The organism is Achromobacter colocynthidis, from assembly GCF_057334535.1.
Map to the genome: position 1 here is coordinate 8,306 of NZ_JBHFIZ010000025.1, position 22,977 is coordinate 31,282.

Consider the following 22,977-nt stretch of genomic DNA (forward strand, 5'->3'; position numbering starts at 1 on the left):
GCCCCCACGACCTGCAAGCCCAGTTGCGCGCCACGCCCATTGTGCGTGGCCACTTCGTGCAGCAAAAATTTTTGCGCTCGCTGCCGCAGCCGCTGACCAGCCGGGGGGACTTCACGCTGGCCGCCGGCAAGGGGTTGTTGTGGCTGCTGCGCACCCCCATCGCTCAAGACCTGCGCATCAACGCCAAGGGCATTGCGCGGCGCGACGAATCCGGCGCCTGGCAAGCCCTGCCGCAGCAAACCGGCTCCAGCCGCGAGAACCGCCTGTTCCTGGCGGTGCTGGCGGGCGACACGAAGGGCCTGCAAGAAAACTTCGACCTGACGCTGACGGGCCAGGCCAGCGCCTGGCAGTTGCTGTTGACGCCCCGCTCGGCCTTGCTGCGCCAGATTTTCGACAACATCCAGATCAACGGCGGCAAGCTTGTCGACCGCATCGAACTACGCGAAACCCAGGGCGACCGCAGCGTCCTGCAAATGACGGACGCGGCCCCCGCCGACGCGCTGACCGCCGAGGAGCAACGTGCGTTTTCCGATTGAGCGCTGGCTGCCCCGGCTCTTCAAGCTGGGCTTGTTGCTGGTGCTGTGCGTGGGCGCCTGGCAGTGCCGCCATGGCTGGCCGGTGTCGGCCAACCTGATGGAACTGGTGCCGCACGCCCAAACCGACGCCATCCGCCAGTTGGCCGAAGCCCGCATCCAGGAGCCGCTGTCGCGGCAGTTGCTGGCGCTGGTGGCCGCGCCGGCGGGCGCCGACCCGGTTGCCCCCGCGCGCGCCTTGGCCGAGCGCCTGCGGGGAAGCGGCCTCTTCGCGTCGGTACAGCTTGAATTGAATGTGGACGTGCCCGCGCTGCGCGCGCAATTGCTGGCGGGCAGGCTTGCCATGCTGCCCGTGGCCGACCGCGAACAACTAAGCTCCGACCCCACCGCCTACGCCCAGCGGCGCGCGCGTGAATTGTCCGACCCGTTTTCATCGTCGGGGCTGGTGTCCGTGGACCAGGACTGGCTGGGCCTGACGCGGCGCGCTGAACAGGCGCTGCGTCCCGGCGGCGCGGTGCAATACGACATGGGCAGCGGCACGCTGCAAGCCGAACACGGCGGCAAGCGCTGGGTGCTGGTGCGCGCGGAAACCCGCGCGGACGCTTTCGACACCGACGCGCCGCAAGACCTGTCGGCCCGCATCGATGCAGCCCGGCAAGCGCTGCGCGCCGAGGGCGCTGAATTGCTGGTGGCGGGCGGCCCGCTGTACGCCGCCGCCGGGCGCGCGCAGGCCATGGCGGAAAGCACGTGGATTGGGTCCATCGCCTTGGCGGGCATCGTGCTGGTGCTGCTGTTGGCCCTGCGCCGCGTGCGCGCCCTGCTGGCGTTCGTACCCGTGGCGGTGGGTTTGCTGACCGGCGCGGTGGCCTGCGTCGCCGTGTTCGGTTCGATCCATGTGCTGACGCTGGTGATCGGCGCCAGCCTGATCGGCGTGGCGGTGGACTTTCCCATGCACTGGCTCGGCAAAAGCTATGGCATGCCCGACTGGCGGGCGTGGCCCGCGCTGCGCCGTGTATTGCCGGGGCTGAGCATCAGCCTGGCGGCAAGTCTGGTCGGCTATATCGCGCTGGCCTTCACCCCGTTTCCCGCCTTGACGCAAACCGCCGTGTTTTCGGCGGCTGGCCTGTTGGGCGCTTACGCCTGCACGGTGTGTCAGTTGCCCGCCTGGATGAACGGCTGGCAACCCCGCCCCTGGCCGCCCCTGCTGCGGGCCGCCGACGCCGCGCTGCGCCTGCGCGAACGCCTGGCCGGCCGGCGCGTGCTGTTGGTGGTCGGCGCGCTGGCGATGTCGGCCGCTACCGTCGGCGGCATCAGCCGGCTTGTCATCCAGGACGACCTGCGCCAATGGTTGAGCCTGCCCGCGCCGCTGTTGCAGCAGGCGCGCCAGATTGGCGAGATCACCGGTTTCACGCCCACCAGCCAGTTCTTTCTGGTGCGCGGCGCCAACCCCGATGAACTGCTGCGCAGGCAGGCCCAAGTGGCCAACAAGCTGGACGCGCTGGTCAAGCGCGGCGATCTTGCCGGCTACAACGCGCTGAGCCAGCTGGTGTCGCCAGCGGAAGACCAGCGGGCGCTGGGCCAGCGCCTGGCAGCCCTGGCGCAACAGCCGCAGGTGTGGAAGCCATTGACCGACCTCGGCATTCCCTTCGACGCCGTGCAACACGAACTGCAAGCCCTGGCGGCGCTGCCCGCGCTCAGCATCGACGCCGCGCTGCAAGGGCCGCTGGCCGAACGCTGGCGCGCGCAGTGGCTGGGTGAGCACAACGGCGAGGCGGCCGGCATGGTCACCTTGCGGGGGCTGCGCAACACCGCCGCGCTGGACGGCATCACACAAGGGCTGCCCGGTGTTGAACTGGTGGACCGCAGCGGTGACCTGAACCGGATGTTCGCATCCACCCGCATCGAAGCCGCCGAACTCAAGCTGCTGTCCTACGTCGTGGCGGCGGTGCTGCTGCTGCTGACCCTGGGCCGCGCCGCCACCTGGCGCATCCTGGCAGTACCCGTGGCCGCCACTGCCTGCGCCCTGGCGGCCCTGGGTTACCTGGGCCAGCCGCTGACCTTGTTCAGCCTGTTCGGCCTGCTGCTGGTGTCCGCCATCGGCGTGGACTACGCCATCTTCATGTATGAACGCGTGGCGGGCGCGGCAGCCAGCCTGGTCGGCATCTTGCTGGGCGCCGTCACCACGCTGCTGTCGTTCGGGCTGCTGGCCGTGAGCCAGACGCCCGCCATTGCCAACTTCGGCATGGCGGTAGCGCTGGGCGTCGGCTTTTCCTTGCTGTGGTCACCCTGGGTGCGTCCGCCCCCGGCTCCCTGACCGTGGCCAACTTTTATTGCACCGACATGGAATCAACTCGCATGGAACATCGTGAAGTCGTCGTCATTGGGGCAGGCCCCGCTGGCGCGGTCGCGGCCGCGCTGCTCAAGCGGCAAGGCCACGATGTGCTGATGCTGGAACGCCAACAGTTCCCGCGCTTTTCCATCGGCGAAAGCCTGCTGGCTCACTGTCTGGAATTTGTGGAAGAAGCCGGCATGATGCCGGCCGTGAACGCGGCGGGCTTTCAGGTGAAGAACGGCGCTGCCTTTGCGCGCGGCGACGACTACACCTACTTTGACTTCCGCGACAAATTCACCGCCGGCCCCGGCACCACCTTCCAGGTGCAGCGCGCGCAGTTCGACAAGGTGCTGGCCGACGACGCCGCCCGCCAGGGCGTGGACGTGCGCTACCTGCAGGAAGTGACCGCCGCGGATTTCAGCGGCGAGCAGCCCGTGCTGAACGTGCGCGGCGCCAACGGCGACAGCTATCAAATCCAGAGCCGCTTCGTGCTGGACGCCAGCGGCTACGGCCGCGTGCTGGCGCGCCTGCTGGACCTGGAACGCCCGTCGTCCATGCCACCGCGCAAAGCCATCTTCACGCACATCGAAGACCGCATCGACGACCCCGGCTTTGACCGCGAAAAGATCCTGATCAGCGTGCATCCCGAACAGCCCGGCATCTGGTACTGGCTGATTCCGTTTTCCAACGGGCGCTGCTCGTTCGGCGTGGTGGGCGGACAGGATCTGTTCGGCGGCCCCGACCAGGACTTGATGACTACCCTGCGCGCCATGGCGGATGCCGCCCCGAACCTCAAGCGCGTGCTGGCCAACGCGGTCTGGGACACGCCCGCCAACACCATCGGCGGCTATTCCGCCAGCGTCACGCGGCTGCACGGCCCCGGCTATGCGCTGCTGGGCAACGCCGCCGAATTCCTGGACCCGGTGTTTTCATCGGGCGTCACCATCGCCCTGCGTTCGTCCAAGCTGGCCACCGACGCCTTGCACCGCCAGTTGAGCGGTGAACAGGTGGATTGGCAGGCAGACTTTGCCGACCCCTTGATGCTGGGCGTGGAAACCTTCCGCGCCTATGTGCAGGGCTGGTACAGCGGCGAATTCCAGGACGTGGTGTTCCACAAGAACCCGCAGCCGGACATCCGCCGCATGATCAGTTCCATCTTGGCGGGCTACGCCTGGGACACGGCCAACCCCTTTGTGGCCAGCCCGCAGCGCCGCCTGCGCATGCTGAGCGAGCTGTGCCGTGGCGTCACGCAAGTAGAACCGGTCTGACATCCACCATGCGCACCCTTCCGTTCCCCCTACCCGCCCGCCGCGCCATCGGCATGGCGATGCTGCTTGCCGTGCTGACGGGCTGCGCCGGCGCCCCGCCCCTTCCCGCGCGCGACGCCCACTTTGCCTTGCCGCGCCAATTGCATGTGGTGCAGTCGGCCGCCGGCCTGCCCGCGGTGGACACGATGCTGGTGGTGCAGCGCGAAGGCGCGGCGTTGCGCTGGTCGCTGTTTGACCCGATGGGCGTGCCGCAAGCGCGTCAGATGCTGGAAGCCGGCCACTGGCGCAACGACGGATTCCTGCGTCCCAACGCCCAGGCCCGTGACCTGTTCGCTGCGCTGATGTTCGCGTGGACGCCACAGACAGAGCTGGACGCCGCCTACGGCGCGGGCGCGTGGCGCGCGCAGCGGCACGATGACGGCGGGGCGGAACGCAGCCTGCGGGATGGCGCCAAGGTTCGATGGACGGTGCGCTGGCCGCAAGCCGCTCGGCCCGAGGTCTTTTCCATCACCGGCGTTGATGGCGTCACGTGGCGGATCGAACCGCTGAAGGAGTCGCCATGAACGTGAGCCGACATGAATAGAAGCCCCATGACCAGTTGGTTAAGCGCCCCTGGCATCGTCTGCGCGCTGGGCGCGGGCGTGGACGCCGTTGCGCAAGCGGCCTTCAACGGCGACACGCGCGGCATGCGCAGGCAGACCGGCTGGGTCAACGGCCGCAGCCTGACGCTGGGCGCTTATGACGGCGCTTTGCCGTCGCTTTCCGATTCTCTGCCCGCACACCTGCACAGCCGCAACAACCGTCTGCTGCTTGCCTGCGCGGACCAGATCGCACCGCAGTTGCAACGCGCCATCGCCCGCCATGGCCCGGCCCGCATTGCCGTGGTGCTGGGCACCAGCACGTCGGGCGTGAACGACAACGCGCCGGACTTCCGGGCGCTTGCCGCCGAGGGCGCCTTTCCCCCTGGCTACGATTACCGCCGTCAGGCGCTATCGTCGCCTGCGTCGTTCCTGGCCGCGCACCTGGGCGTGACCGGCCCGGCCTACACGCTGTCCACCGCGTGCACGTCCAGCGCCCGCGCGCTGCTGTCGGCACGCCGCTTGTTGGCCCTGGGCCTTTGCGACGCGGTGGTGTGCGGCGGCGCCGATACGCTCTGCCGCCTGACGATCAATGGCTTCGCCACGCTGGAAGCCATTGACGACGGGCTCTGCCAGCCATTCTCGGCCAACCGCCGTGGCATCAACATCGGCGAAGCGGGCGTCCTGTTCGTGATGGAACGCGACGCCTGCGATGCCGATGCCGTGGCCCTGCTGGGCGGCGGCGCCAGTTCGGACGCTTGGCACATGTCGGCGCCCGAGCCCTCCGGCGCGGGCGCGCGGCAGGCCATGCTTGCCGCCCTGAACGCCGCCGACCTCACGCCCGCCGACATCGGCTGGGTCAATTTGCATGGCACCGGCACCGTGCACAACGACGCAATGGAAAGCCAGGCCATGCATGCCGTGTTTCCCGAAGGCGTGCCGTGTGCGTCCACCAAGGCATTGACCGGCCACACGCTGGGCGCGGCCGGCGCCATGGAAGCCGCGCTGGCATGGATGACGCTATCCGCGCGCACTGCCGACGGCCGGCTCATGCCGCACGTCTGGGACGGCCAGCCCGACCCGGCGCTGCCCCCGCTGGATTTCAGCAGCAGCGTGCACCGCTACGCCCAAGGCCGGCCGCGCATCGCCATGAGCAACTCGTTCGCGTTCGGCGGCAACAACGCCAGCCTGATCCTGGGAGCCCGCATATGAACGCATGCCCCTGGCCCATCGCCAGCCTGCTGCCGCACGCCGGCAACATGATCCTGATTGACGACGTGCTGGGCTATGACGCCGACAGCCTGCGCGCCCGTGCCGTCGTCAAGCCTGGCCCCTACTCCTTGCCGGACGGCTCGCTACCGCCCTGGCTGGGCATGGAATTCATGGCGCAAGCCGTGGGCGCCTGGGCCGGCTGCCACGCGCGCGAAGCCGGTGCCAGCGTCAAGCTGGGATTCCTGCTTGGCACCCGGCGCTACGACTGCCACTGCGACAGCCTGCCCGTGGGCATGGCCCTGTCCATCCACGTCCAACGCGGCCTGATCGACGCCAGCGGCATGAGCGTTTTCGAATGCGAATTGCGCGAAGAGCGTGACGAGCGCCGCGAAGACAAAGACCGCAGCGATACCCGCCTGCTGGCGCACGCCCGGCTGAATGTCTATCAGCCCAAGGACCCCAACGAATTTACTCAGGAAGCCCCCCTCACATGAGCGCCGCCCCCATACTCGTCACCGGCTCCAGCCGCGGCATCGGCCGCGCCATCGCACTGGCCCTGGCCGACGCCGGCCATGACCTGGTCCTGCATTGCCGCCAACAACGCGAACAGGCCGAAGCCGTGCTGGCCGAGGTCACCGCGCGCGGCCGCCAAGCCCGCATTTTGCAATTCGACGTGTCCGACCGCGCACAATGCGCGTCCGTGCTGCAAGCGGACGTGGACGCGCACGGCGCCTATTACGGCGTGGTGCTGAACGCCGGGCTGACGCGCGACGGCGCATTCCCGGCGCTGACCGGCGACGACTGGGACCAGGTGCTGCGCACCAACCTGGACGGCTTCTACAACGTGCTCAGCCCGCTGGCCATGCCCATGATCCGGCGCCGCGCGGCGGGCCGCGTGGTCTGCATGGCGTCGGTGTCGGGGCTGGTGGGCAACCGTGGCCAGGTCAACTACAGCGCGTCCAAAGCTGGGCTGATCGGCGCCGCGAAAGCGCTGGCCGTTGAACTGGCCAAGCGCCAGATCACCGTGAACTGCGTGGCGCCCGGCCTGATCGATACCGACATGATCGACGAGCATGTGCCCGTTGAAGAAATCCTGAAGGCGGTGCCGGCCCAACGCATGGGCAAGCCCGAAGAGGTCGCCGCCACGGTGGCCTTCCTGATGTCACCCGGCGCCGCCTACATCACGCGCCAGGTCATCGCCGTCAACGGAGGCTTGTGCTGATGAACCGCGTCGTCATTACCGGCATGGCCGGCATCAGCGCGCTGGGCTCGGATTGGGCCAGCGTGCAGCAGGCATTTCAATCGGGCCGCAGCGCCATCCGGCACATGCCGGACTGGTCGCGCTTTGCCGAACTGAACACGCGGCTGGCCGGGCCGGTGGAAGATTTCCGCGTGCCCGCGCACTGGACCCGCAAGCAACTGCGCAGCATGGGCCGCGTATCGCAACTGGCCGTGCGCGCCGCCGAACTGGCGCTGGAAGACGCCGCGCTGCTGGGCGATGCCAGCATCACCGACGGCCGCATGGGCGTGGCCTGCGGCGCGGCGGTGGGCAGCACCGCTGAAATCCGCGCCTTCGGCAACATGCTTCTTAATGGCGTCACCGACGATCTCAACGCCAATTCCTATGTGCGCATGATGCCGCACACCACGGCCGCCAACGTCGGCATTTTCTTCGAACTGAAGGGCCGCATCATCCCCACGTCCAGCGCCTGCACATCGGGCAGCCAGGGCATCGGATATGCCTACGAGGCCATTCGCTACGGCCGCCAGCAGATGATGCTGGCCGGCGGCGCGGAAGAACTGTGCGCCAGCGAGGCGCTGGTGTTCGATGCGCTGTATGCCACCAGCCAGCAGAACGACACGCCAGAGCTAACGCCCCGCCCCTACGACCGCGACCGCGATGGCCTGGTCATCGGTGAAGGCGGCGGCATGCTGGTGCTGGAATCGCTGGACCACGCACTGGCGCGCGGCGCGCGCATCCATGCCGAAGTGGTCGGGTTCGGCAGCAATTCAGACGGCACCCACATCACGCGGCCGGAAGCCGCCACCATGCGGGTCGCCATGGAAATGGCATTGGCGGATGCCGGCCTGCCCCCCGAAGCCATCGGCTACGTAAACGGCCACGGCACCGCCACCGAACAAGGCGACATCGCCGAAACCCAGGCCACGCACGCGCTCTTCGGCAGCCGCATGCCGATCAGCTCGCAGAAAAGCTATCTGGGCCACACGCTGGGCGCCTGCGGGGTGCTGGAATCCTGGTTCAGCATTGAAATGCTGAACCGCGACTGGTACGCCCCCACGCTGAACCTGCGCAACATCGACCCGCGCTGTGGCGAACTCGACTACCTGCAAGGCGAAGGCCGCCGCATGAGCAATGAGTACGTCATGAACAACAATTTCGCGTTCGGCGGCATCAACACGTCCCTGGTTTTCCGCCGCTGGCCCTGAGCCCCCTCTTTCAGCCCTTGATTCACTTTCATAACCGGAAACGCTCGTCATGAAGATCTCCTACAAGCTGTTTGGCGCCCTGTCCCTGTCGCTTGCCTGCTCCGCGCACGCGGTGGCGGCGGATCGCACCGTGTTCCTGCCCCTGCAACCCGCCATCGACGCGGCCCTGGCGGCGGGCAAGATCGACGGCAGCGTGAAGTTCTACCTGGCGGGCACCGGCCCGAAAGGCCAGGTGCTGGAAGCGGGCGTGGTCACCAACCGCAAGACCAACGCCTTTGCCAAGAAGGACGCGGAAGCCTGCCTGTGGGTGGCCCAATCGGCGGTGATCGCGCTGCACGAAGCCGCCAAGAAGGCCAACGCCAACGCCGTCACGAATATCGTCAGCTACTATCGCAAAAACGAATACAGCAGCAAGACCGACTACGAATGCCATGCTGGCGCGGTCGTGGCGGGCGTGGCGCTGCGCGGCGACCTGGCCCGGCTGAAGTAAAACCCGATTTACACTTGCGGATTGCCGCAACACCACCCAAAAGGTTCACTTATGAGCACTGCTACGCTCAAGACCCGCCTCTCTGATGCCGTCAAGGACGCCATGCGCGCCAAGGCCTCGGAACGCCTGACCACGCTGCGTTTCCTGTTGGCTGCCGTCAAACAGAAAGAAGTGGACGAACGCCGCGACCTGAACGACGCCGAAATCACCGCCATCATCGAAAAGCAGGTCAAGCAACGCCGCGAGTCCATCGCCGCGTTCGAACAGGCCGGCCGCACCGAAACGGCGGAACAGGAAAAGGCCGAACTGCTGGTGCTGCAAGAATTCTTGCCGCAAGCCGCCTCGCCTGAAGAAGTGGCCGCCGCCATCGACGCCGCCTTGGCCGAAGTGGCCGCGCAAGGCGTGACCGGCGCACCCGCCATGGGCAAGGTCATGGCGCTGCTCAAGCAAGCGCTGGCTGGCCGCGCCGACATGACGGCGCTGTCGCAGCAGGTCAAGGCCCGTCTGGCCTGATTCGTCTGGCCTGAATCGTCTGGGCTGCCGCGTCTGGCCTGATTCGTCAGCCCAGACCCGAGCCGCCGCTCAGAACGCGCCGCCAAATAAATCCGGCTGGCGCGCCTGTTCGGCGGGGTCGGCAAAATTGCTCATCCCCACCCCTGCCAGCCGGTACAGCGTTTCCGGCGGCAGCTCCACGCGCTCGCACAGCAACCTGGCCACCGAGGCCAGCTCGGCCGCCGACCCTGGCGGGTTCAAGCTGGTCTGGCTGCGCGTCAAAATGCGAAACCGGTCGGTCTTCAGTTTCAGCACCACCGTGCGCCCCAGCGCGCCCTTCTTCAAGGCCTGATCCCACACCTTGTCCGCCATGCGGTCGATGGCGTCGCCCAGCGCGTCCAGGCGGATATCTTCCGAAAACGTGGTTTCCGCCGACACCTGCTGCAAGGGCTGGTCGGTCTGAACCTGGCGTTCGTCGATGCCGCGCGCCAGCTCGTACAGGCGCCGGCCGTAACGGCCGAAATAATGCGACAGCTCTTCCGCGCTGTGCGTGGCCAGGTCGCCCACCGTCTGAATGCCCAATTGCTCCAGGCGCGCCTGCGTCACCTTGCCCACCCCCGGCACCTTGCGCACGGGCAAGGGCTGCAAGAATTCCAGCACTTTGGTGGGCCGGATCACGAACTGGCCGTCGGGCTTGTTCCAGTCTGACGCAATCTTGGCCAGGAATTTGTTGGGCGCAATGCCGGCCGACGCGGTCAGGCCGGTTTCTTCCTTGATCTGCTGGCGGATCACCTGCGCCACCTCGGTCGCCGAGGGCAGCCCGTACTTATTCTGGGTCACATCCAGATAGGCCTCGTCCAGCGACAGCGGTTCGATCAAATCGGTATGGCGGGCGAAAATCTGCCGGATCTGGCGCGACACGTCGCGGTATCGGTTGAAGTCGGGCGGCACATAGATGGCGTGCGGGCAAAGGCGTTCGGCGCGGATGGCGGACATGGCCGAATGAATACCGAAGCGCCGCGCCTCGTAAGACGCGGCGCACACGACCGAGCGCGGCCCGGTCCACGCCACAACGACGGGCTTGCCACGCAGCTCGGGGTTGTCGCGCTGTTCGACGGACGCATAAAACGCATCCATATCCACGTGCACGATCTTGCGCAAGAGTTCAGACATTCCGATAAAGACCAGGGTGGCCGCCGCCGCGCCATGCTGGCGGACGCTGGCGGGCACTGCAAAAAAATATATTATGACCGGCTGAATCGCTTAACCACTGCCTACCCACCCCATCCACCGCCCATGACCGCACCCGCTTCCACCGACTATTTCGGCCTGACGATCCCCTTCATGCACTTCATTGGCCTGGTGCCCGAAAGCATCGCGCCGGGATTCGCCCGCACCACGCTGCCCTGGCGCCAGGACCTGACCAACAGCCGTGGCGACGTGCATGGCGGCACGCTCATGAGCGTGCTGGACTTCACCCTTAGCGCGGCGGCGCGCGGGTCGGCCGACGCCACCGAAGGCATGGCCACCATCGACATGAACACCACGTTCCTGTCGCCCGGCACGGGCGACCTGGTCATTGAAGCGCGCTGCCTGCGCCGGGGCGGGTCCATCGCCTTCTGTGAAGGCGACATCCGCCGCGCCGATGGCGAACTGGTGGCGCGCGCCACGGCCACGTTCAAGATCGTCCGCCGGCGCCCGGGTGGCGACTGACCAGCGCCGGACCGGCGCCGCGCACGGCGCCGGGGCTTAGTCCCGCAGGTCGCGCGAGGGCTTGACGGGCGTGCGCGGGTCCAGCGGCATGTAGCTGCTGCACGACGTGATGCTGTAGTAGACGGCGTCTTGCATCGCGCGCATAGCCGCCGCGTCCCAGGTGCCCTTGCCCCACATCACAATGCGCACGTCGGTGCTCTTCGGGCCGGCGGCCTTCAGGTCGACCCGCGACATTTCGTTGTCGCTATACGGCGCCAGCACGCGCACCACGCCCGACTGCGCCGCTTCGTTCAGATCAGACACCACGCGATAGGCGTTGTCGGTGCTGCGCAGGCAGTTGTTCGACTGCCGGATCACCGCGGCGTAAGCGTCCTTGAACGCGACCGGCGCCTTGAATTCGCTGTGCGGCGACGCGCTGTCCGACGAGATGCCCAGCGAGCAACCCGCCAGGCCCAATACCAGCGCCGATACCGCGACCAGATTCCTGACCATGTAATTCTCCAGATGAACTGCCGCGATTATCCCGCAAACCGCACAGCGGCATAAGTGGGGCCGGTTCGACACCGTCCGCGCGACTATGGCATTATCGATCGCATCCAAAACGCGGAGGTCTTGCCTTGTTTTCATTCATGACGCGCACTGTCCTGGCCGCCAGCATGGCCGGCATCGTCGGCACCACGCTGGGCGCCTGCGCCACCCAGCCGCCGCCCCGCGCCTATCCTCTCAAGGACTTTTTCCGCAATCCGGAACGCGGCTTCTTCCGCCTGGCCGACGACGGCCGTACGCTGGCCTTCATGCAGCCCACCAGCGTGGACGGCCAGCCGGCCCGCATGAACATTTATGTGCAAGCGCTGCAAGGCAGCAAGCTGGTGGGCGAACCCCGCCGCCTCACCAGCGAAACCGCGCGCGACATCTCCAACTACTTCTGGAAGGGCGCCGACGTGGTGCTCTATCAAAAGGACTTTGGCGGCGACGAGAACTACCACGTGCTCGCCGTCAACGCCAAGACCGGCAAGATCACCGACCTGACCCCGTATGAAGGCGCGCGCGCCAGCATCGAAGACGATCTCGAAGACGACCCGGACCACGTCCTCATCAGCCACAACCAGCGCAACCCCGAGGTCTTTGACGTCTACCGCGTCAACGTCCACACCGGCGCGGCCGTGCTGGTGGCGCAGAACCCGGGCAACATCGTCGGCTGGCAGACCGACCACGCGGGCAAGGTGCGCGCCGCCGTCACCAGCGACGGCCTGAACACCACCCTGCTCTACCGCGACGACGAAGCCTCTGAATTCCGCCCGCTGATCACCACCGACTACCGCACCAACGTCAGCCCGTCCTTCTTCACGTTCGACGACAAGAAGATCTACGCGCTCAGCAACCGTGGGCGCGACAAGCTGTCGCTGGTGGTCATCGACCCCGCGCAACCCGACGCCGAAGAAGAAATCTTCACGCCCGACACCGTGGACCTGGACGGCGCGGGCTACTCGCGCAAGCGCCGCGTGCTGACCCTGGCGGCCTACCAGACCGACAAGCCGCAATACAAGTTCTTCGATGCGCAATCCGAAGCCCTGTTTAAGACACTGACTGAAAAGCTCAAGGGCTACGACATCGCGCTGCAAGGTTCCAATCGCGACGAAAACGTGTTCATCGTCGCCGCCTACAACGACCGCACGCCGGGCTCGCGCTATCTGTACGACGCCACTTCCGACACGCTGACCAAGCTGGCCGACATCAACCCGGCCATTCCGGAAAGCGACATGTCGCACGTGCGGCCCATCAGCTACCAAAGCCGCGACGGGCTGACCATCCATGGCTACCTGACGCTGCCCGCCGGCCGCGACCCCAAGAACCTGCCTTGCGTCGTCAACCCGCATGGCGGCCCCTGGGCGCGCGACGGCTGGGGCTACAACCCCGAAACGCAATTCCTGGCCAATCGCGGCTTCTGCGTGCTGCAAATGAACTTCCGAGGCTCGACCGGTTACGGCCGCGCCTTCTGGGAAGCCAGCTTCGGGCAATGGGGCTTGAAGATGCAGGACGACATCACCGACGGCGTGCAGTGGCTGGTGCAGCAAGGCATCGCCGACCCCAAGCGCATCGGCATCTACGGCGCCAGCTACGGCGGCTACGCCACGCTGGCGGGCGTGGCCTTCACGCCGGACCTGTATGCCGCGGCCGTGGACTACGTGGGCGTGTCGAACCTGTTCACGTTCATGAAGTCCATTCCGCCGTACTGGAAGCCCATGCTGGACAAGATGCAGGACATGGTCGGCCACCCCGAACGCGACAAGGATCGGCTGGCCGCGACCTCGCCCGCGCTGCACGCGGACAAGATCAAGACGCCGCTGTTCGTGGCGCAGGGCGCCAAGGACCCGCGTGTCAACAAAGATGAAAGCGACCAGATGGTGGCCGCGCTAAGGGCGCGCGGCGTTGAAGTGGAGTACATGGTCAAGGACAACGAAGGCCACGGTTTCCACAACGACGAGAACAAGTTCGAGTTCTACGAAGCCATGGAAAAGTTCCTGACGCAGCACCTCAAGCCTTAACGTCCGGCGCCTTCCTGAGTCACCAGCGGCGCATTCGCCGCTGGCGCCATCCCGACCAGGCTGCTCACCTGCATGCGGCCTGGGGCGCGCCCCCCAAACGCCATCTCCACACGGTCGCGCCCTTGCTCCTTGGCGCGGTATAGCGCCACGTCGGCGCGCGCCAGGATGACGTCGGCGCTATCGCCCGACTGGTAAGACGCCAGGCCGCCGCTGGCGGTCATGGGCACTTCCACCCCTTGCAGATAAAGCGGCGTGTCGCGCAACGCATCGCACACGCGCTGCGCATGCACCAGCGCGCGCGCGGGGTCGCAGTCCACCATCAGCAGCACGAATTCTTCGCCGCCCAATCTGCCGACACGGTCGGTGGCGCGCACGGCGTTCTGCGCCACCTTGGCGAAATGGCGCAGCGCCGTGTCGCCGGCCGCATGGCCATAGCGGTCATTGATGGACTTGAAATGATCGATGTCCAGCACCAGCACCGCCAGCGGGCTGCCCGAGCGCGCGCAGCGTTGCAGTTCGCGTTCCAGTTCATCCAGGATGCTGCGGCGGGAATGCACGTGCGTCAGGCTGTCAAACGTCAACGCCGCCTGCATCTGCTCGGACAAGCGCGTCTGCACCAGCAACAGCAGCGCCAGGAACAAGGCGGGCACGGTGACGGAACCACACACGATGAAGAACAGCCCCCATGGCGACGGCTCGGCCAACGAAACCGGCTCGGCCCAGCCCATGCCATAAACCAGCACCCGCAGCGCGTGCAGCACGGCCAGGCCGACAATCGCCAACATCAGATAAAGCACCACGCCTCGCGTGCGGATCTGCTTGCGCTGCTGGAAGATCACCCGGCCGGTCATCAATGCGCTGACACAGGTAAACCCCGAAAACAGCAACATGCGGCCGGCCACATCGTCCGTGCCATACAGCAGCAACGCGAAACCCAGCACACACAAGGCACTGATTCCCGCCGTGCGCACGATATGCGGACGCAGCCCAAAAAACTGGCGCACGCCCACGTAGACCAGGCTGATGGCGAACACCCACGCCGCGTTGGACACAATGACGTAGACCTCCGGCGGTATCAGCCGCACGGTGGCAAACGCCAGCAGGGACAACACGGCCAGCGCATTCGCGGCGATGAACGCGCGTATGCCTCTTACGCCGCGCGCCTGGAACGGCAGCAACAGCGGTAACGCCAAGGCCGTGGCCAGCCCCCACATCAGGAAAAACAAGGAAGTCGTCATGTTGTTTGCCGGGCCGCCTTGTGGGCATGCGCCGCCGCTTCTGACCTGCTGTTGCACTGGGTTCGTAAGGTGGAAACGCGTTACACGTCAGCATGATTGATGCTTTTTGTTACCAATAGGACTAAAGGCAAAATCCCCGCAAGACGGCGATGCGTCGTTGCGAGGGCGCGATTTGTCCAGAACCTTTACCACCCGCGCCAAGACGATTGCGCGGTATGCACGGAGAATACGCCAAGGCCGGGGCGCCCGGTTCAACCTTTGCAGTATTTGACAGTTAAAACTTTTACCCGTGCGCCATCGCAAAGGACGACGGGTTAGGCCATAGATTAATTATTGTGGGCCGCCCTTCATAGTCGTCCATAAGCGCTAGTGCGCGTCCGAGGATCCCATGCTTTAGTAGCGTGCTTGGTCGGCGTGCTTGATAGGCGTGCTTCATTGGCGTGCTTTCTCGACTCACCCCTCTCGACTCACCCCTTTTACCCTCGCGCCTTCTCCACATTCGGCAGCAAGATCGCCACTACCCCCAGCAACGGCAGGTACGCGCACACCTGGTACACATAGCCGATGCTGGTGGCGTCAGCCAGCTTGCCCAGCGCGGCGGCACCCACCCCGCCCATGCCGAACGCAAAGCCGAAGAACAGCCCGGCGATCATGCCCACCTTGCCCGGCACCAGTTCCTGCGCATAGACAACGATGGCGGAAAACGCCGACGCCAGCACCATGCCGATAATCACCACCAACGCGCCCGTCCAGAACAGGTTGGCGTACGGCAACAGCAGCGTAAACGGCGCTACGCCCAGGATCGACACCCAGATCACGATCTTGCGGCCGATACGGTCGCCAACCGGGCCGCCCACCACCGTGCCCACCGCCACTGCCGCCAGGAACAGGAACAGGTACAACTGCGCCTCGCGCACCGACAGGCCGAATTTGTCGATCAGATAAAAGGTGAAATAGCTGTTCAGGCTAGCCAGATAGAAGTACTTGGAAAACACCAGCACGCCCAGCACCGCCAACGCGCCCATGACCTGATTGCGCGACAAGCCCGTGCCGGCCCCCTCGCGGCGGGCGCGGGGTTTCAGCGCGACGCGGTTGGCGCTGTACCAACGGCCGATACCCGTCAGCACCACGATGCCGAACAAGGCCGCCAAAGAAAACCAGGCCACGCTGCGCTGCCCATGCGGAATGATGAACAAGGCCGCCAACAGCGGCCCCAGCGCCGACCCCACATTGCCGCCCACCTGGAACAGCGACTGTGCCAGGCCATGCCGCCCGCCCGAAGCCATCCGCGCCACCCGTGAAGACTCCGGATGGAACACCGACGAACCCGTGCCCACCAGCACCGCCGCCACCAGCAACCAGCCGAACGACGGCGCCACCGACAGCAGTAGCAGCCCCATCAAGGTGAACCCCATCCCCACCGGCAGGGAATACGGCTTGGGATGGCGGTCGGTATAAAAGCCGATGAAGGGCTGCAACAGCGACGCCGCCAATTGATACACCAAGGTGATCAGCCCGATCTGCGCAAACGACAGGCTGAACGAGTCCTTCAGCATGGGATAGATGGCCAACAAGATCGACTGGATCATGTCGTTCATCAAATGCGCCACGCTGATCGCGCCCAGCACCTTGAAAGCGGTCGAGGGCGCAGCGGGGGCCGGGGCAGCGGCGGGCGCGGGCATGTTGGCGTCAGAGATACCGGCGACGGGGTTCTGGGCGGAGGTCATGGGGCGAAAGTCCGGGGCGGAAGGGATCGGGTGTAAGCCGTGGCAGCCAGGATCATGGGCCGGCGGATACCACTGACGGAGTGCTCCGACTGACTGTCGGAGCCTGCCCACAGTGTAAAAACGCGCCACGGATCGGATCTGCCAATATTCGTCGGCCAAGTGACAAAATAGCGAAATCGCACGTCTAACCGCGCCCTCATCCTTTCGTCGGAAGTGACATCATGCCCGCCCGCCTGCCTCCGCCCGACCCCACCCGCAGCGTCAATGCGCAGGACTACCAGGACCGCCCCCGCGTGGTTACCGCGATGGCCAAGGAATTCCGGGCGGGCGCGCAAACCGGCGCGCACTTCCACCCCCGCGCGCAATTGATCTATGCGGCCGAAGGCGTCATGCGCGTCACCACGCCCAGCGGCTTTTGGGCGCTGCCGCCCTTGCGCGCGCTGTGGGTGCCGGCCGGCGTGCCGCACGGCGTGGACATGGTGGGCGCGGTGGCCATGCGGTCGCTCTACATCCAGGCCGACGCCGCCGCAACGTATTGGCCGCAGTGCCAGGTGATTGAAGTCAGCCCGCTGCTGCGCGAACTGATCCTGGCGCTGACCGCCGAACCCATTGACTACCCCCTGGGCGGCCGCAGCGAGCAGATCGCCGCGCTGATCCTGACGGAACTGACGGCGGCCCGCGTGGTGCCCGTTCAGATTCCCTGGCCGCGCGACCGCCGCCTGCAAACCATCTGCGCGGCCATCCTGGCCCAGCCCGGCCTGCAACGCGGCATCGAAGCCTGGGGTAGCGAAGTCGGCGCCAGCGCGCGCACCTTGATCCGGCTGTTCCAGGCCGAACTGGGCCTGAACTATCGGCAATGGGTGCAGCAGGTACGCTTGGCGGACGCCATGTGCCGCCTGTCGCAAGGGGAGCCGGTGGCGCGCATCGCCGCCGACCTGGGCTACCGCAGCCCCAGCGCATTCAGCGCCATGTTTCACCGCGCCCTGGGTGCGCCGCCGCAACGCTATCAGCGCGACGCGGCATTACTGAATGGAAGCTGAATCCGAGGCTAATTTCCCACCATCGCATGCAACCGGCCTTGCCGTTTGTCACAGCGCGCAATACATTTCACAGCGCATTTCCCATTGACCCCGCGCGAAAGCCCCGTCCCGCGTATCCTGGACCACGTCCCTCAATTTATCGGGCATGCGCCCCCGCCCAGCCTCGGCAAGTTTGGTTACCGAAACCTTATTGCGCCATGGCCGGTCTATAGCGTTCTGTCCTAGAATCGCCTGCAATGAGCACCCCCCAGCAATCCTCCGCCACCCCGGGCGGCAAATCGGGCCTTCCCTGGAAACGCATCCTGGTCAAAACGGGCATCGCCGCAGCCTGCGTCGGCGCGTGCAGCGCGCTTGCGCTCGGGCTCGCCCTGGCGCTGGCCTGGCCCGCCCTGCCCGACCTGCACGCCATGACCGACTACCGGCCACGGGTGCCGTTGCGCATTTACACGGCCGACAAGGTGCTGATAGGTGAATACGGCGAAGAACACCGCAATGTGCTGCGTTTTGACGAGATTCCCCCCGTCATGCGTCAGGCGGTGCTGGCGGCCGAGGACGACCGTTTCTACAGCCATGGCGGCGTCGACTGGATGGGCGTGGCGCGCGCGGTGCTGACCAACGTGGTCAAGGGCTCGAAGTCGCAGGGGGGCAGCACCATCACGATGCAGGTGGCGCGCAATTTCTACCTGTCGTCGGAAAAGACCTATTCGCGCAAGTTCTACGAGCTGTTGCTCACCTTCAAGATCGAGAACGAGCTCACCAAGGACCAGATCCTTGAGCTCTACATGAACCAGATCTACCTGGGCCATCGCGCCTACGGCTTCGCGGCCGCGTCGCGCACCTATTTCGGCAAGCCGCTGTCGGAAGTGACGGCGGCCGAAGCCGCCATGCTGGCCGGCATTCCCAAGGCCCCATCGCGCTTCAACCCCATCACCAACTTCCCGCGCGCCGAAATTCGCCAGCACTATGTGCTGGGCCGCATGAAGACGCTGGGGTACCTGACGCCCGAGCAGGCCGATCAGGCCTTGCAGCAGCACCTGACCATCCGTGGCGCCGACGGCACCAGCGCGCGCGGCTTTGCCGTGCATGGCGATTACCCGTCGGAACTGGCGCGCCAACTGATGTATGGCGTGTTCCAGGAAGAAACCTATTCCAAGGGCATCGACGTCTACACGACCATCGATTCCAAGGCGCAGGAAGCCGCCTACCAGGCCGTGCGCAGCGGCGTGCTGGACTACACGCGCCGCGCCGTTTATCCCGGCCCGGAAGACCAGATCGACCTGCCCGATGACGTCGAAAGCGATCCCCAGGCGCTGGACGACATCCTGGACGGCGTGCAAGACAAGACGCCCGACAGCGAAGACCTGCTGGCTGCCGTGGTGCTGTCGGCCAGCCCCACCGAGGTCAAGGTCGCCCGCAGCGCGCGCGATATCATCACCATTTCGGACAAGAAGGCGCTGGCCGTCGTGGCCCGCGCACTGAACCCCAAGGCCAGCGACAGCCAGCGGATTCGTCGCGGCTCGGTCGTCTACATCCACAAGACGGGCGGCAAGGACGGAGACGGCTGGGAAATCATCAACATGCCGGCGCTGCAGGCCGCGCTGGTGTCCATGGCGCCGCAAGATGGCGCCATCCGCGCCATGATCGGCGGCTTCGACTACAACCGTGGCGGCTTCAACCGCGTGACCCAGGCCTGGCGCCAGCCCGGCTCCAATATCAAGCCCTTCGTCTACGCCGCGGCGCTGGAACGCGGCTTCACGCCCGCCACGCAGATTTCCGACCAGCCCTTCATGTTGACGGCCGCCCAGACCGGCTCGAAGGATTGGCAGCCCAAGAACGACGGCAACAAGTACGAACCCATGCTGACGTTGCGCCAGGGTCTGTATCGGTCCAAGAACATGGTGTCGATCCGCATCCTGCAGGCCATCTCGCCGCAGTACGCGCAGGACTACCTGACCCGCTTCGGCTTCGACAAGTCGCGCTGGCCGGCGGTGCTGCCGCGGGCGCTGGGCGCGGGCGGCGCCACGCCGCTACAGGTCGTCAACGGCTACGGCGTGTTTGCCAACGGCGGTTACCGCGTCACGCCGTATTTGGTGGACCACGTCACCGACCGCTCGGGCAAGGTGCTGATGCAGGCGCAACCCGTCAAGGCGGGCGACGAAGCAGCGCGCGCCATCGACCCGCGCACCGCCTGGGTCATGGACGACATTCTGCGCGGCGTCACCACCAACGGCACCGCCGCGCGCGCGCACCAGGTGCTAAAGCGCAACGATGTGGGCGGCAAGACGGGCACCACCAACGACGCGGTGGACGTCTGGTTCTCGGGCTTCACGCCCGACCTGGCCACGACTGTCTGGATGGGTTTTGACCAGCCCAAGTCCCTGGGCACCAACGAATTCGGCAGCGGCCTGGCGCTGAGCACCTGGCTGGACTACATGCAGCCGGTGTTGAAGGGCGTGCCCGAAGTGAAGCAGGCGCCGCGCCCCGATGGCCTGCTGGTGGATAACGGCGAATACTATTTCTCGGAATTCCCACCCGGCCAAGCCGTGGCGTCGCTGGATCTGTCTTCCGGGGACGAGCTGACCGACTTCCTGAACAACAACCTCAGCACCGATGGCGTGGACACCTCGGTGAAGCCGCTGCCCGCCCCCGGCGCGAATGTGCCGCCTCCGAATTTGAACAGCCCGATCCAGGCGCCGCTTCAGCCTATCCCGGTGCCCAGCGCCGGCAACGCGCTGCCGGCGGTGCCGACGGCGGGGGTTCCGGCGGCGGGCGTACCCGTCGCCGCGCCGATCAATGGTGCCGACGGCGGCGCGGCCAGCGCCAGCGCCATCACCCCGTCCAGCGCCGTCGTCGCGCGGCCGCTCTGATCCTCGGGTTTTGAAATGCCAACGGGCGCCTCTACGGCGCCCGTCTTCATTTCAGGCCTATGGCCACCACGGCAGCCCAGTTCTTGGCTGCCCTGTTTTTGGCAGCCCAGTTCTTGGCAGCCCTGTTCTGGCGACCCTGTTCGGGTGGCCCTACGCTTCCACCACCAACTCCGTCACCACCTCGCACGGCCAGGCCGACAGCGACTCCAGGTCCAGGAACGTGAAGTAGCCCGCGCGCCATCCCTCGGTATCGATGTGATAGACGTTGCCCAAGGCCAAGGGCGCGGCCACCGGCGTATGCCCGGCCACTACCGCCCGCACGCCCTGGATGCCCGTACGGTTCATCTGCCGCAGCCGCTCGCGTGACCATTGGCAGGCCGCGCTGGTGCGCTTGTAGCGATCCTGCAACGCGAACTCCAGGCGCGGCCAGAACAGCACCGGGCAATCCGCATGCAACAAGCCGACCGCGCCCTCGGACGTTTCGACTTCGATCGCAATGGGCAGTTGCGCGAACGCCTCGGCGAACACCTGCTGCCGCTCCTCGGGCAGGTCCAGGAACCAGCCGCCGCCATAGCCGCGCCAATTCGCTACGTCCACCTGCCCCGTGCGCACATGCCGGATCGCATAGTCCTCATGATTGCCCTGCACGGCGTAGAACCACGGGCGCGCCAACCACTCCAGCGCGGCCTCGCATTCCGGCCCACGGTCGACCAGGTCGCCCACCGAGAACAGCCGGTCGCGGGCGGGGTCGAAACCCAGCCTGTCCAAGCTTTCCTGTAAACGTGAAAAATGCCCGTGCACGTCGCCCACCGCGAAATCGCGGCCCAGCTCGTTGCGCGGGACTTTCACAAAACGCTGCTCCATGATGATTCTCGACAACCGGTTGAGGGGGACATGAACCGTCCCTTGAAACACACCGTGGCGGCTCGCGCCCGGTAAACCCCGACCTGTCTTTTTAACCCGCTTTAGTTGACACGGGCCTTGCGCCCCCGCCGCCAGCGCGGTCAAATAATCCGTTACGAGAATCGCTATTGTTCGTGATAATGTTCCGTACTTCCTCACAAATACCTTAAAGGGGGCCGCGCGCGCCGCCGCCCTCCCGCCGCCATGACAGCCGCGTCCACCATCAAAACCTGGTACTGGATCCATAAATGGACCAGCCTGGTCTGCACGATCTTTCTGCTCATCATCTGCCTCACGGGCTTGCCCCTGGTGTTCCATCACGAGATCGAACACTGGCTGGATGACGGCAAGCCCCTGTCCAACGTGCCGGCCGACACGCCGCCCGCCAATCTGGACAAGCTGGTTGCCAGCGCGCTGACGATGTACCCGGGCGAGGTCGTTGATTATTTGTTCTTCGACCCCGATGAACCTCAGGTGTATGTTGGCATGGCCAAAACCCCGGGCGACGGCCAGGCCTCCGGCCACGCCGTGCGCATGGACGGCCGCACGGGCGAGGTGCTGCTGGACGGCCCGCTTTATACCGAAGACAAGTTCTCTTTCATGGGCATCATGCTGGCCCTGCACGTGGACCTGTTCGCGGGCTTGCCCGGTGAACTGTTCCTGGGGTTCATGGGCCTGCTGTTCTGTGTGGCTATCGTATCGGGCGTGGTGCTGTACGGCCCGTTCATGAAGAAGCTGGAATTCGGCACCGTGCGCGCGGCGCGCTCCACGCGCCTGAAATGGCTGGACCTGCACAACCTGCTGGGCATCGTGACGCTGGTGTGGGCCTTTGTGGTGGGGTTCACGGGCGTCATCAACGAACTGTCGACGCCGCTGTTCCGCCTGTGGCAGTCCACCGAACTGGTCCGCATTCTTGAGCCCTACAAGGGCCAGACCGTGCCCACCCAACTGGCCTCGGCGCAACTTGCCGCCGACACCGCCAAGAAAGCGCTGCCCGGCAACGAGGTGTCGTTCATCGCCTTCCCCGGCAACGCCTTCGGCAGCCCGCACCACTACATTGCCTGGATGCGCGGCGACACCCCGCTGACCTCCAAGCTGAACACCCCCGTGTTGGTGGACGGCAAAACCGGCGAGCTCACCACCGTGGCCAAAATGCCGTGGTACCTGACCGCGCTTGAAGTCTCGCGCCCGCTGCACTTCGGTGACTACGCCGGCCTGCCCCTGAAGATCATCTGGGCCTTGCTGGACCTGATCACCATCGTGGTCCTGGTCAGCGGCCTGTATCTTTGGATCGCGCGGCGCCGTGCGACCGAAGCGCGCATCAATGAACTTGTGAAAAAGCACCAAGCCGCCGCCGCGCCGCAAAGGACGCCGGCATGAGCAAGCGCCAATCCAAAGGCCGGGGCGGCCGGGGCTTCATGTTCGTATGGGGCGCGCCCACCTTGCTGGGCGTCTTGAGCGTGTTCGGCCTGCTGGCCGCCCTGTTGGGCACGGGCGCCTGGCACTGGGCCTCGTGGATCACGCTGACCATCCTGTTGGTGGTCATCTTGCGCTACTGGGTATTCCCGCTGAAACACTAGCCCGCGGGCC

Annotated in this window: 21 protein-coding genes; 16 read left to right on the forward strand and 5 right to left on the reverse strand. The window is 66.0% G+C overall.

The features are described from left to right. The 10 genes from ACE04A_RS10845 to ACE04A_RS10890 form a co-directional block, all read left to right on the forward strand. A partial coding sequence (locus ACE04A_RS10845) for an outer membrane lipoprotein carrier protein LolA (protein WP_485820114.1) occupies positions 1 to 536 on the forward strand: 536 nt, incomplete at its 5' end. Further along, positions 520 to 2,847 carry an MMPL family transporter gene (locus tag ACE04A_RS10850; RefSeq protein ID WP_485820115.1) on the forward strand — a complete coding sequence of 776 codons (2,328 nt, stop codon included), beginning with the start codon at positions 520 to 522 and terminating at the stop codon, positions 2,845 to 2,847. The genes ACE04A_RS10845 and ACE04A_RS10850, both read left to right, overlap by 17 nt. A 41-nt stretch (positions 2,848 to 2,888) precedes the next feature. Beyond that, positions 2,889 to 4,133, forward strand: coding sequence for an NAD(P)/FAD-dependent oxidoreductase (locus tag ACE04A_RS10855; RefSeq protein WP_448719146.1), 1,245 nt, complete (start codon positions 2,889 to 2,891; stop codon positions 4,131 to 4,133). Between the two features lie 8 nt (positions 4,134 to 4,141). After that, positions 4,142 to 4,696, forward strand: coding sequence for a DUF3261 domain-containing protein (locus ACE04A_RS10860; protein ID WP_485820116.1), 555 nt, complete (start codon positions 4,142 to 4,144; stop codon positions 4,694 to 4,696). A gap of 12 nt (positions 4,697 to 4,708) precedes the next feature. Beyond that, the gene (locus ACE04A_RS10865; protein WP_448719148.1) at positions 4,709 to 5,923 is read left to right on the forward strand and encodes a beta-ketoacyl-ACP synthase; all 1,215 of its coding nucleotides are present in this window, start codon (positions 4,709 to 4,711) and stop codon (positions 5,921 to 5,923) included. Further along, entirely contained in the window at positions 5,920 to 6,417 is a 498-nt protein-coding gene (locus tag ACE04A_RS10870; RefSeq protein ID WP_259249109.1) for a hotdog family protein, read from the forward strand. Before ACE04A_RS10865 ends, ACE04A_RS10870 begins: the two co-directional genes overlap by 4 nt. Next, positions 6,414 to 7,145: a 3-oxoacyl-ACP reductase FabG gene (fabG, locus tag ACE04A_RS10875; protein WP_100855196.1), complete on the forward strand. Its 732-nt coding sequence runs from the start codon at positions 6,414 to 6,416 to the stop codon at positions 7,143 to 7,145. The genes ACE04A_RS10870 and fabG overlap by 4 nt, the downstream gene beginning before the upstream one ends. After that, on the forward strand, positions 7,145 to 8,371 hold the full coding sequence (locus tag ACE04A_RS10880) for a beta-ketoacyl-ACP synthase (protein WP_485820117.1): 1,227 nt from the start codon (positions 7,145 to 7,147) through the stop codon (positions 8,369 to 8,371). Before fabG ends, ACE04A_RS10880 begins: the two co-directional genes overlap by 1 nt. A 49-nt stretch (positions 8,372 to 8,420) precedes the next feature. Continuing rightward, on the forward strand, positions 8,421 to 8,861 hold the full coding sequence (locus ACE04A_RS10885; protein ID WP_279994406.1) for an excinuclease: 441 nt from the start codon (positions 8,421 to 8,423) through the stop codon (positions 8,859 to 8,861). 51 nt (positions 8,862 to 8,912) lie between these two features. Next, positions 8,913 to 9,374, forward strand: a complete 462-nt coding sequence (locus tag ACE04A_RS10890) for a GatB/YqeY domain-containing protein (RefSeq protein WP_046804513.1) — start codon at positions 8,913 to 8,915, stop codon at positions 9,372 to 9,374. Positions 9,375 to 9,443: 69 nt separating this feature from the next. Here ACE04A_RS10890 and dinB read toward each other — a convergent pair whose 3' ends face one another. Next, positions 9,444 to 10,526, reverse strand: a complete 1,083-nt coding sequence (dinB, locus tag ACE04A_RS10895; protein ID WP_485820118.1) for a DNA polymerase IV — start codon at positions 10,524 to 10,526, stop codon at positions 9,444 to 9,446. A gap of 123 nt (positions 10,527 to 10,649) precedes the next feature. Between dinB and ACE04A_RS10900 the strand changes: the two genes are divergently transcribed. Continuing rightward, the gene (locus ACE04A_RS10900) at positions 10,650 to 11,066 is read left to right on the forward strand and encodes a PaaI family thioesterase (protein ID WP_100855192.1); all 417 of its coding nucleotides are present in this window, start codon (positions 10,650 to 10,652) and stop codon (positions 11,064 to 11,066) included. Positions 11,067 to 11,102: 36 nt separating this feature from the next. Here ACE04A_RS10900 and ACE04A_RS10905 read toward each other — a convergent pair whose 3' ends face one another. Further along, a complete protein-coding gene (locus ACE04A_RS10905) occupies positions 11,103 to 11,558 on the reverse strand; it encodes a BPTD_2524 family lipoprotein (protein ID WP_391435245.1) in 456 nt (151 codons plus the stop codon). A 137-nt stretch (positions 11,559 to 11,695) separates the two neighbouring features. On the opposite strand from ACE04A_RS10905, the gene ACE04A_RS10910 reads away from it, so the two are divergent. After that, positions 11,696 to 13,612, forward strand: a complete 1,917-nt coding sequence (locus ACE04A_RS10910) for a S9 family peptidase (protein WP_438858040.1) — start codon at positions 11,696 to 11,698, stop codon at positions 13,610 to 13,612. Here the strand turns inward: ACE04A_RS10910 and ACE04A_RS10915 are convergent. Then, a complete protein-coding gene (locus ACE04A_RS10915; protein ID WP_485820119.1) occupies positions 13,609 to 14,850 on the reverse strand; it encodes a GGDEF domain-containing protein in 1,242 nt (413 codons plus the stop codon). The two genes, ACE04A_RS10910 and ACE04A_RS10915, sit on opposite strands and share 4 nt — an antisense overlap. 476 nt (positions 14,851 to 15,326) lie before the next feature. Further along, positions 15,327 to 16,577 carry an MFS transporter gene (locus ACE04A_RS10920; RefSeq protein ID WP_485820120.1) on the reverse strand — a complete coding sequence of 417 codons (1,251 nt, stop codon included), beginning with the start codon at positions 16,575 to 16,577 and terminating at the stop codon, positions 15,327 to 15,329. Positions 16,578 to 16,798: 221 nt separating this feature from the next. Between ACE04A_RS10920 and ACE04A_RS10925 the strand changes: the two genes are divergently transcribed. Further along, positions 16,799 to 17,617, forward strand: coding sequence for an AraC family transcriptional regulator (locus ACE04A_RS10925; RefSeq protein WP_448719151.1), 819 nt, complete (start codon positions 16,799 to 16,801; stop codon positions 17,615 to 17,617). Positions 17,618 to 17,853: 236 nt separating this feature from the next. Then, positions 17,854 to 20,484, forward strand: a complete 2,631-nt coding sequence (locus ACE04A_RS10930; protein WP_485820121.1) for a penicillin-binding protein 1A — start codon at positions 17,854 to 17,856, stop codon at positions 20,482 to 20,484. Between the two features lie 150 nt (positions 20,485 to 20,634). Here ACE04A_RS10930 and ACE04A_RS10935 read toward each other — a convergent pair whose 3' ends face one another. Beyond that, positions 20,635 to 21,348, reverse strand: a complete 714-nt coding sequence (locus tag ACE04A_RS10935) for a metallophosphoesterase (RefSeq protein ID WP_279994399.1) — start codon at positions 21,346 to 21,348, stop codon at positions 20,635 to 20,637. Between the two features lie 243 nt (positions 21,349 to 21,591). Here ACE04A_RS10935 and ACE04A_RS10940 point away from each other — a divergent pair, with 243 nt between their 5' ends. Both ACE04A_RS10940 and ACE04A_RS10945 read left to right on the forward strand, forming a co-directional pair. Beyond that, positions 21,592 to 22,767 carry a PepSY-associated TM helix domain-containing protein gene (locus tag ACE04A_RS10940; protein WP_268078716.1) on the forward strand — a complete coding sequence of 392 codons (1,176 nt, stop codon included), beginning with the start codon at positions 21,592 to 21,594 and terminating at the stop codon, positions 22,765 to 22,767. After that, a complete protein-coding gene (locus tag ACE04A_RS10945) occupies positions 22,764 to 22,967 on the forward strand; it encodes a hypothetical protein (RefSeq protein WP_100855183.1) in 204 nt (67 codons plus the stop codon). Before ACE04A_RS10940 ends, ACE04A_RS10945 begins: the two co-directional genes overlap by 4 nt. Positions 22,968 to 22,977: the final 10 nt, after the last annotated feature.

What these genes read in the sequence shown, in the direction of transcription:
- ACE04A_RS10945 (WP_100855183.1), top strand. Translation starts at nt 22,764, where the DNA reads ATGAGCAAGCGCCAATCCAAAGGCCGGGGCGGCCGGGGCTTCATGTTC.
- ACE04A_RS10870 (WP_259249109.1), top strand. Translation starts at nt 5,920, where the DNA reads ATGAACGCATGCCCCTGGCCCATCGCCAGCCTGCTGCCGCACGCCGGC.
- ACE04A_RS10860 (WP_485820116.1), top strand. Translation starts at nt 4,142, where the DNA reads ATGCGCACCCTTCCGTTCCCCCTACCCGCCCGCCGCGCCATCGGCATG.
- ACE04A_RS10890 (WP_046804513.1), top strand. Translation starts at nt 8,913, where the DNA reads ATGAGCACTGCTACGCTCAAGACCCGCCTCTCTGATGCCGTCAAGGAC.
- fabG (WP_100855196.1), top strand. Translation starts at nt 6,414, where the DNA reads ATGAGCGCCGCCCCCATACTCGTCACCGGCTCCAGCCGCGGCATCGGC.
- ACE04A_RS10905 (WP_391435245.1), bottom strand. Translation starts at nt 11,558, where the DNA reads ATGGTCAGGAATCTGGTCGCGGTATCGGCGCTGGTATTGGGCCTGGCG.
- ACE04A_RS10915 (WP_485820119.1), bottom strand. Translation starts at nt 14,850, where the DNA reads ATGACGACTTCCTTGTTTTTCCTGATGTGGGGGCTGGCCACGGCCTTG.
- ACE04A_RS10940 (WP_268078716.1), top strand. Translation starts at nt 21,592, where the DNA reads ATGACAGCCGCGTCCACCATCAAAACCTGGTACTGGATCCATAAATGG.
- ACE04A_RS10885 (WP_279994406.1), top strand. Translation starts at nt 8,421, where the DNA reads ATGAAGATCTCCTACAAGCTGTTTGGCGCCCTGTCCCTGTCGCTTGCC.
- dinB (WP_485820118.1), bottom strand. Translation starts at nt 10,526, where the DNA reads ATGTCTGAACTCTTGCGCAAGATCGTGCACGTGGATATGGATGCGTTT.
- ACE04A_RS10910 (WP_438858040.1), top strand. Translation starts at nt 11,696, where the DNA reads ATGACGCGCACTGTCCTGGCCGCCAGCATGGCCGGCATCGTCGGCACC.
- ACE04A_RS10935 (WP_279994399.1), bottom strand. Translation starts at nt 21,348, where the DNA reads ATGGAGCAGCGTTTTGTGAAAGTCCCGCGCAACGAGCTGGGCCGCGAT.
- ACE04A_RS10880 (WP_485820117.1), top strand. Translation starts at nt 7,145, where the DNA reads ATGAACCGCGTCGTCATTACCGGCATGGCCGGCATCAGCGCGCTGGGC.
- ACE04A_RS10855 (WP_448719146.1), top strand. Translation starts at nt 2,889, where the DNA reads ATGGAACATCGTGAAGTCGTCGTCATTGGGGCAGGCCCCGCTGGCGCG.
- ACE04A_RS10925 (WP_448719151.1), top strand. Translation starts at nt 16,799, where the DNA reads ATGCCCGCCCGCCTGCCTCCGCCCGACCCCACCCGCAGCGTCAATGCG.
- ACE04A_RS10900 (WP_100855192.1), top strand. Translation starts at nt 10,650, where the DNA reads ATGACCGCACCCGCTTCCACCGACTATTTCGGCCTGACGATCCCCTTC.
- ACE04A_RS10920 (WP_485820120.1), bottom strand. Translation starts at nt 16,577, where the DNA reads ATGACCTCCGCCCAGAACCCCGTCGCCGGTATCTCTGACGCCAACATG.
- ACE04A_RS10930 (WP_485820121.1), top strand. Translation starts at nt 17,854, where the DNA reads ATGAGCACCCCCCAGCAATCCTCCGCCACCCCGGGCGGCAAATCGGGC.
- ACE04A_RS10865 (WP_448719148.1), top strand. Translation starts at nt 4,709, where the DNA reads ATGAATAGAAGCCCCATGACCAGTTGGTTAAGCGCCCCTGGCATCGTC.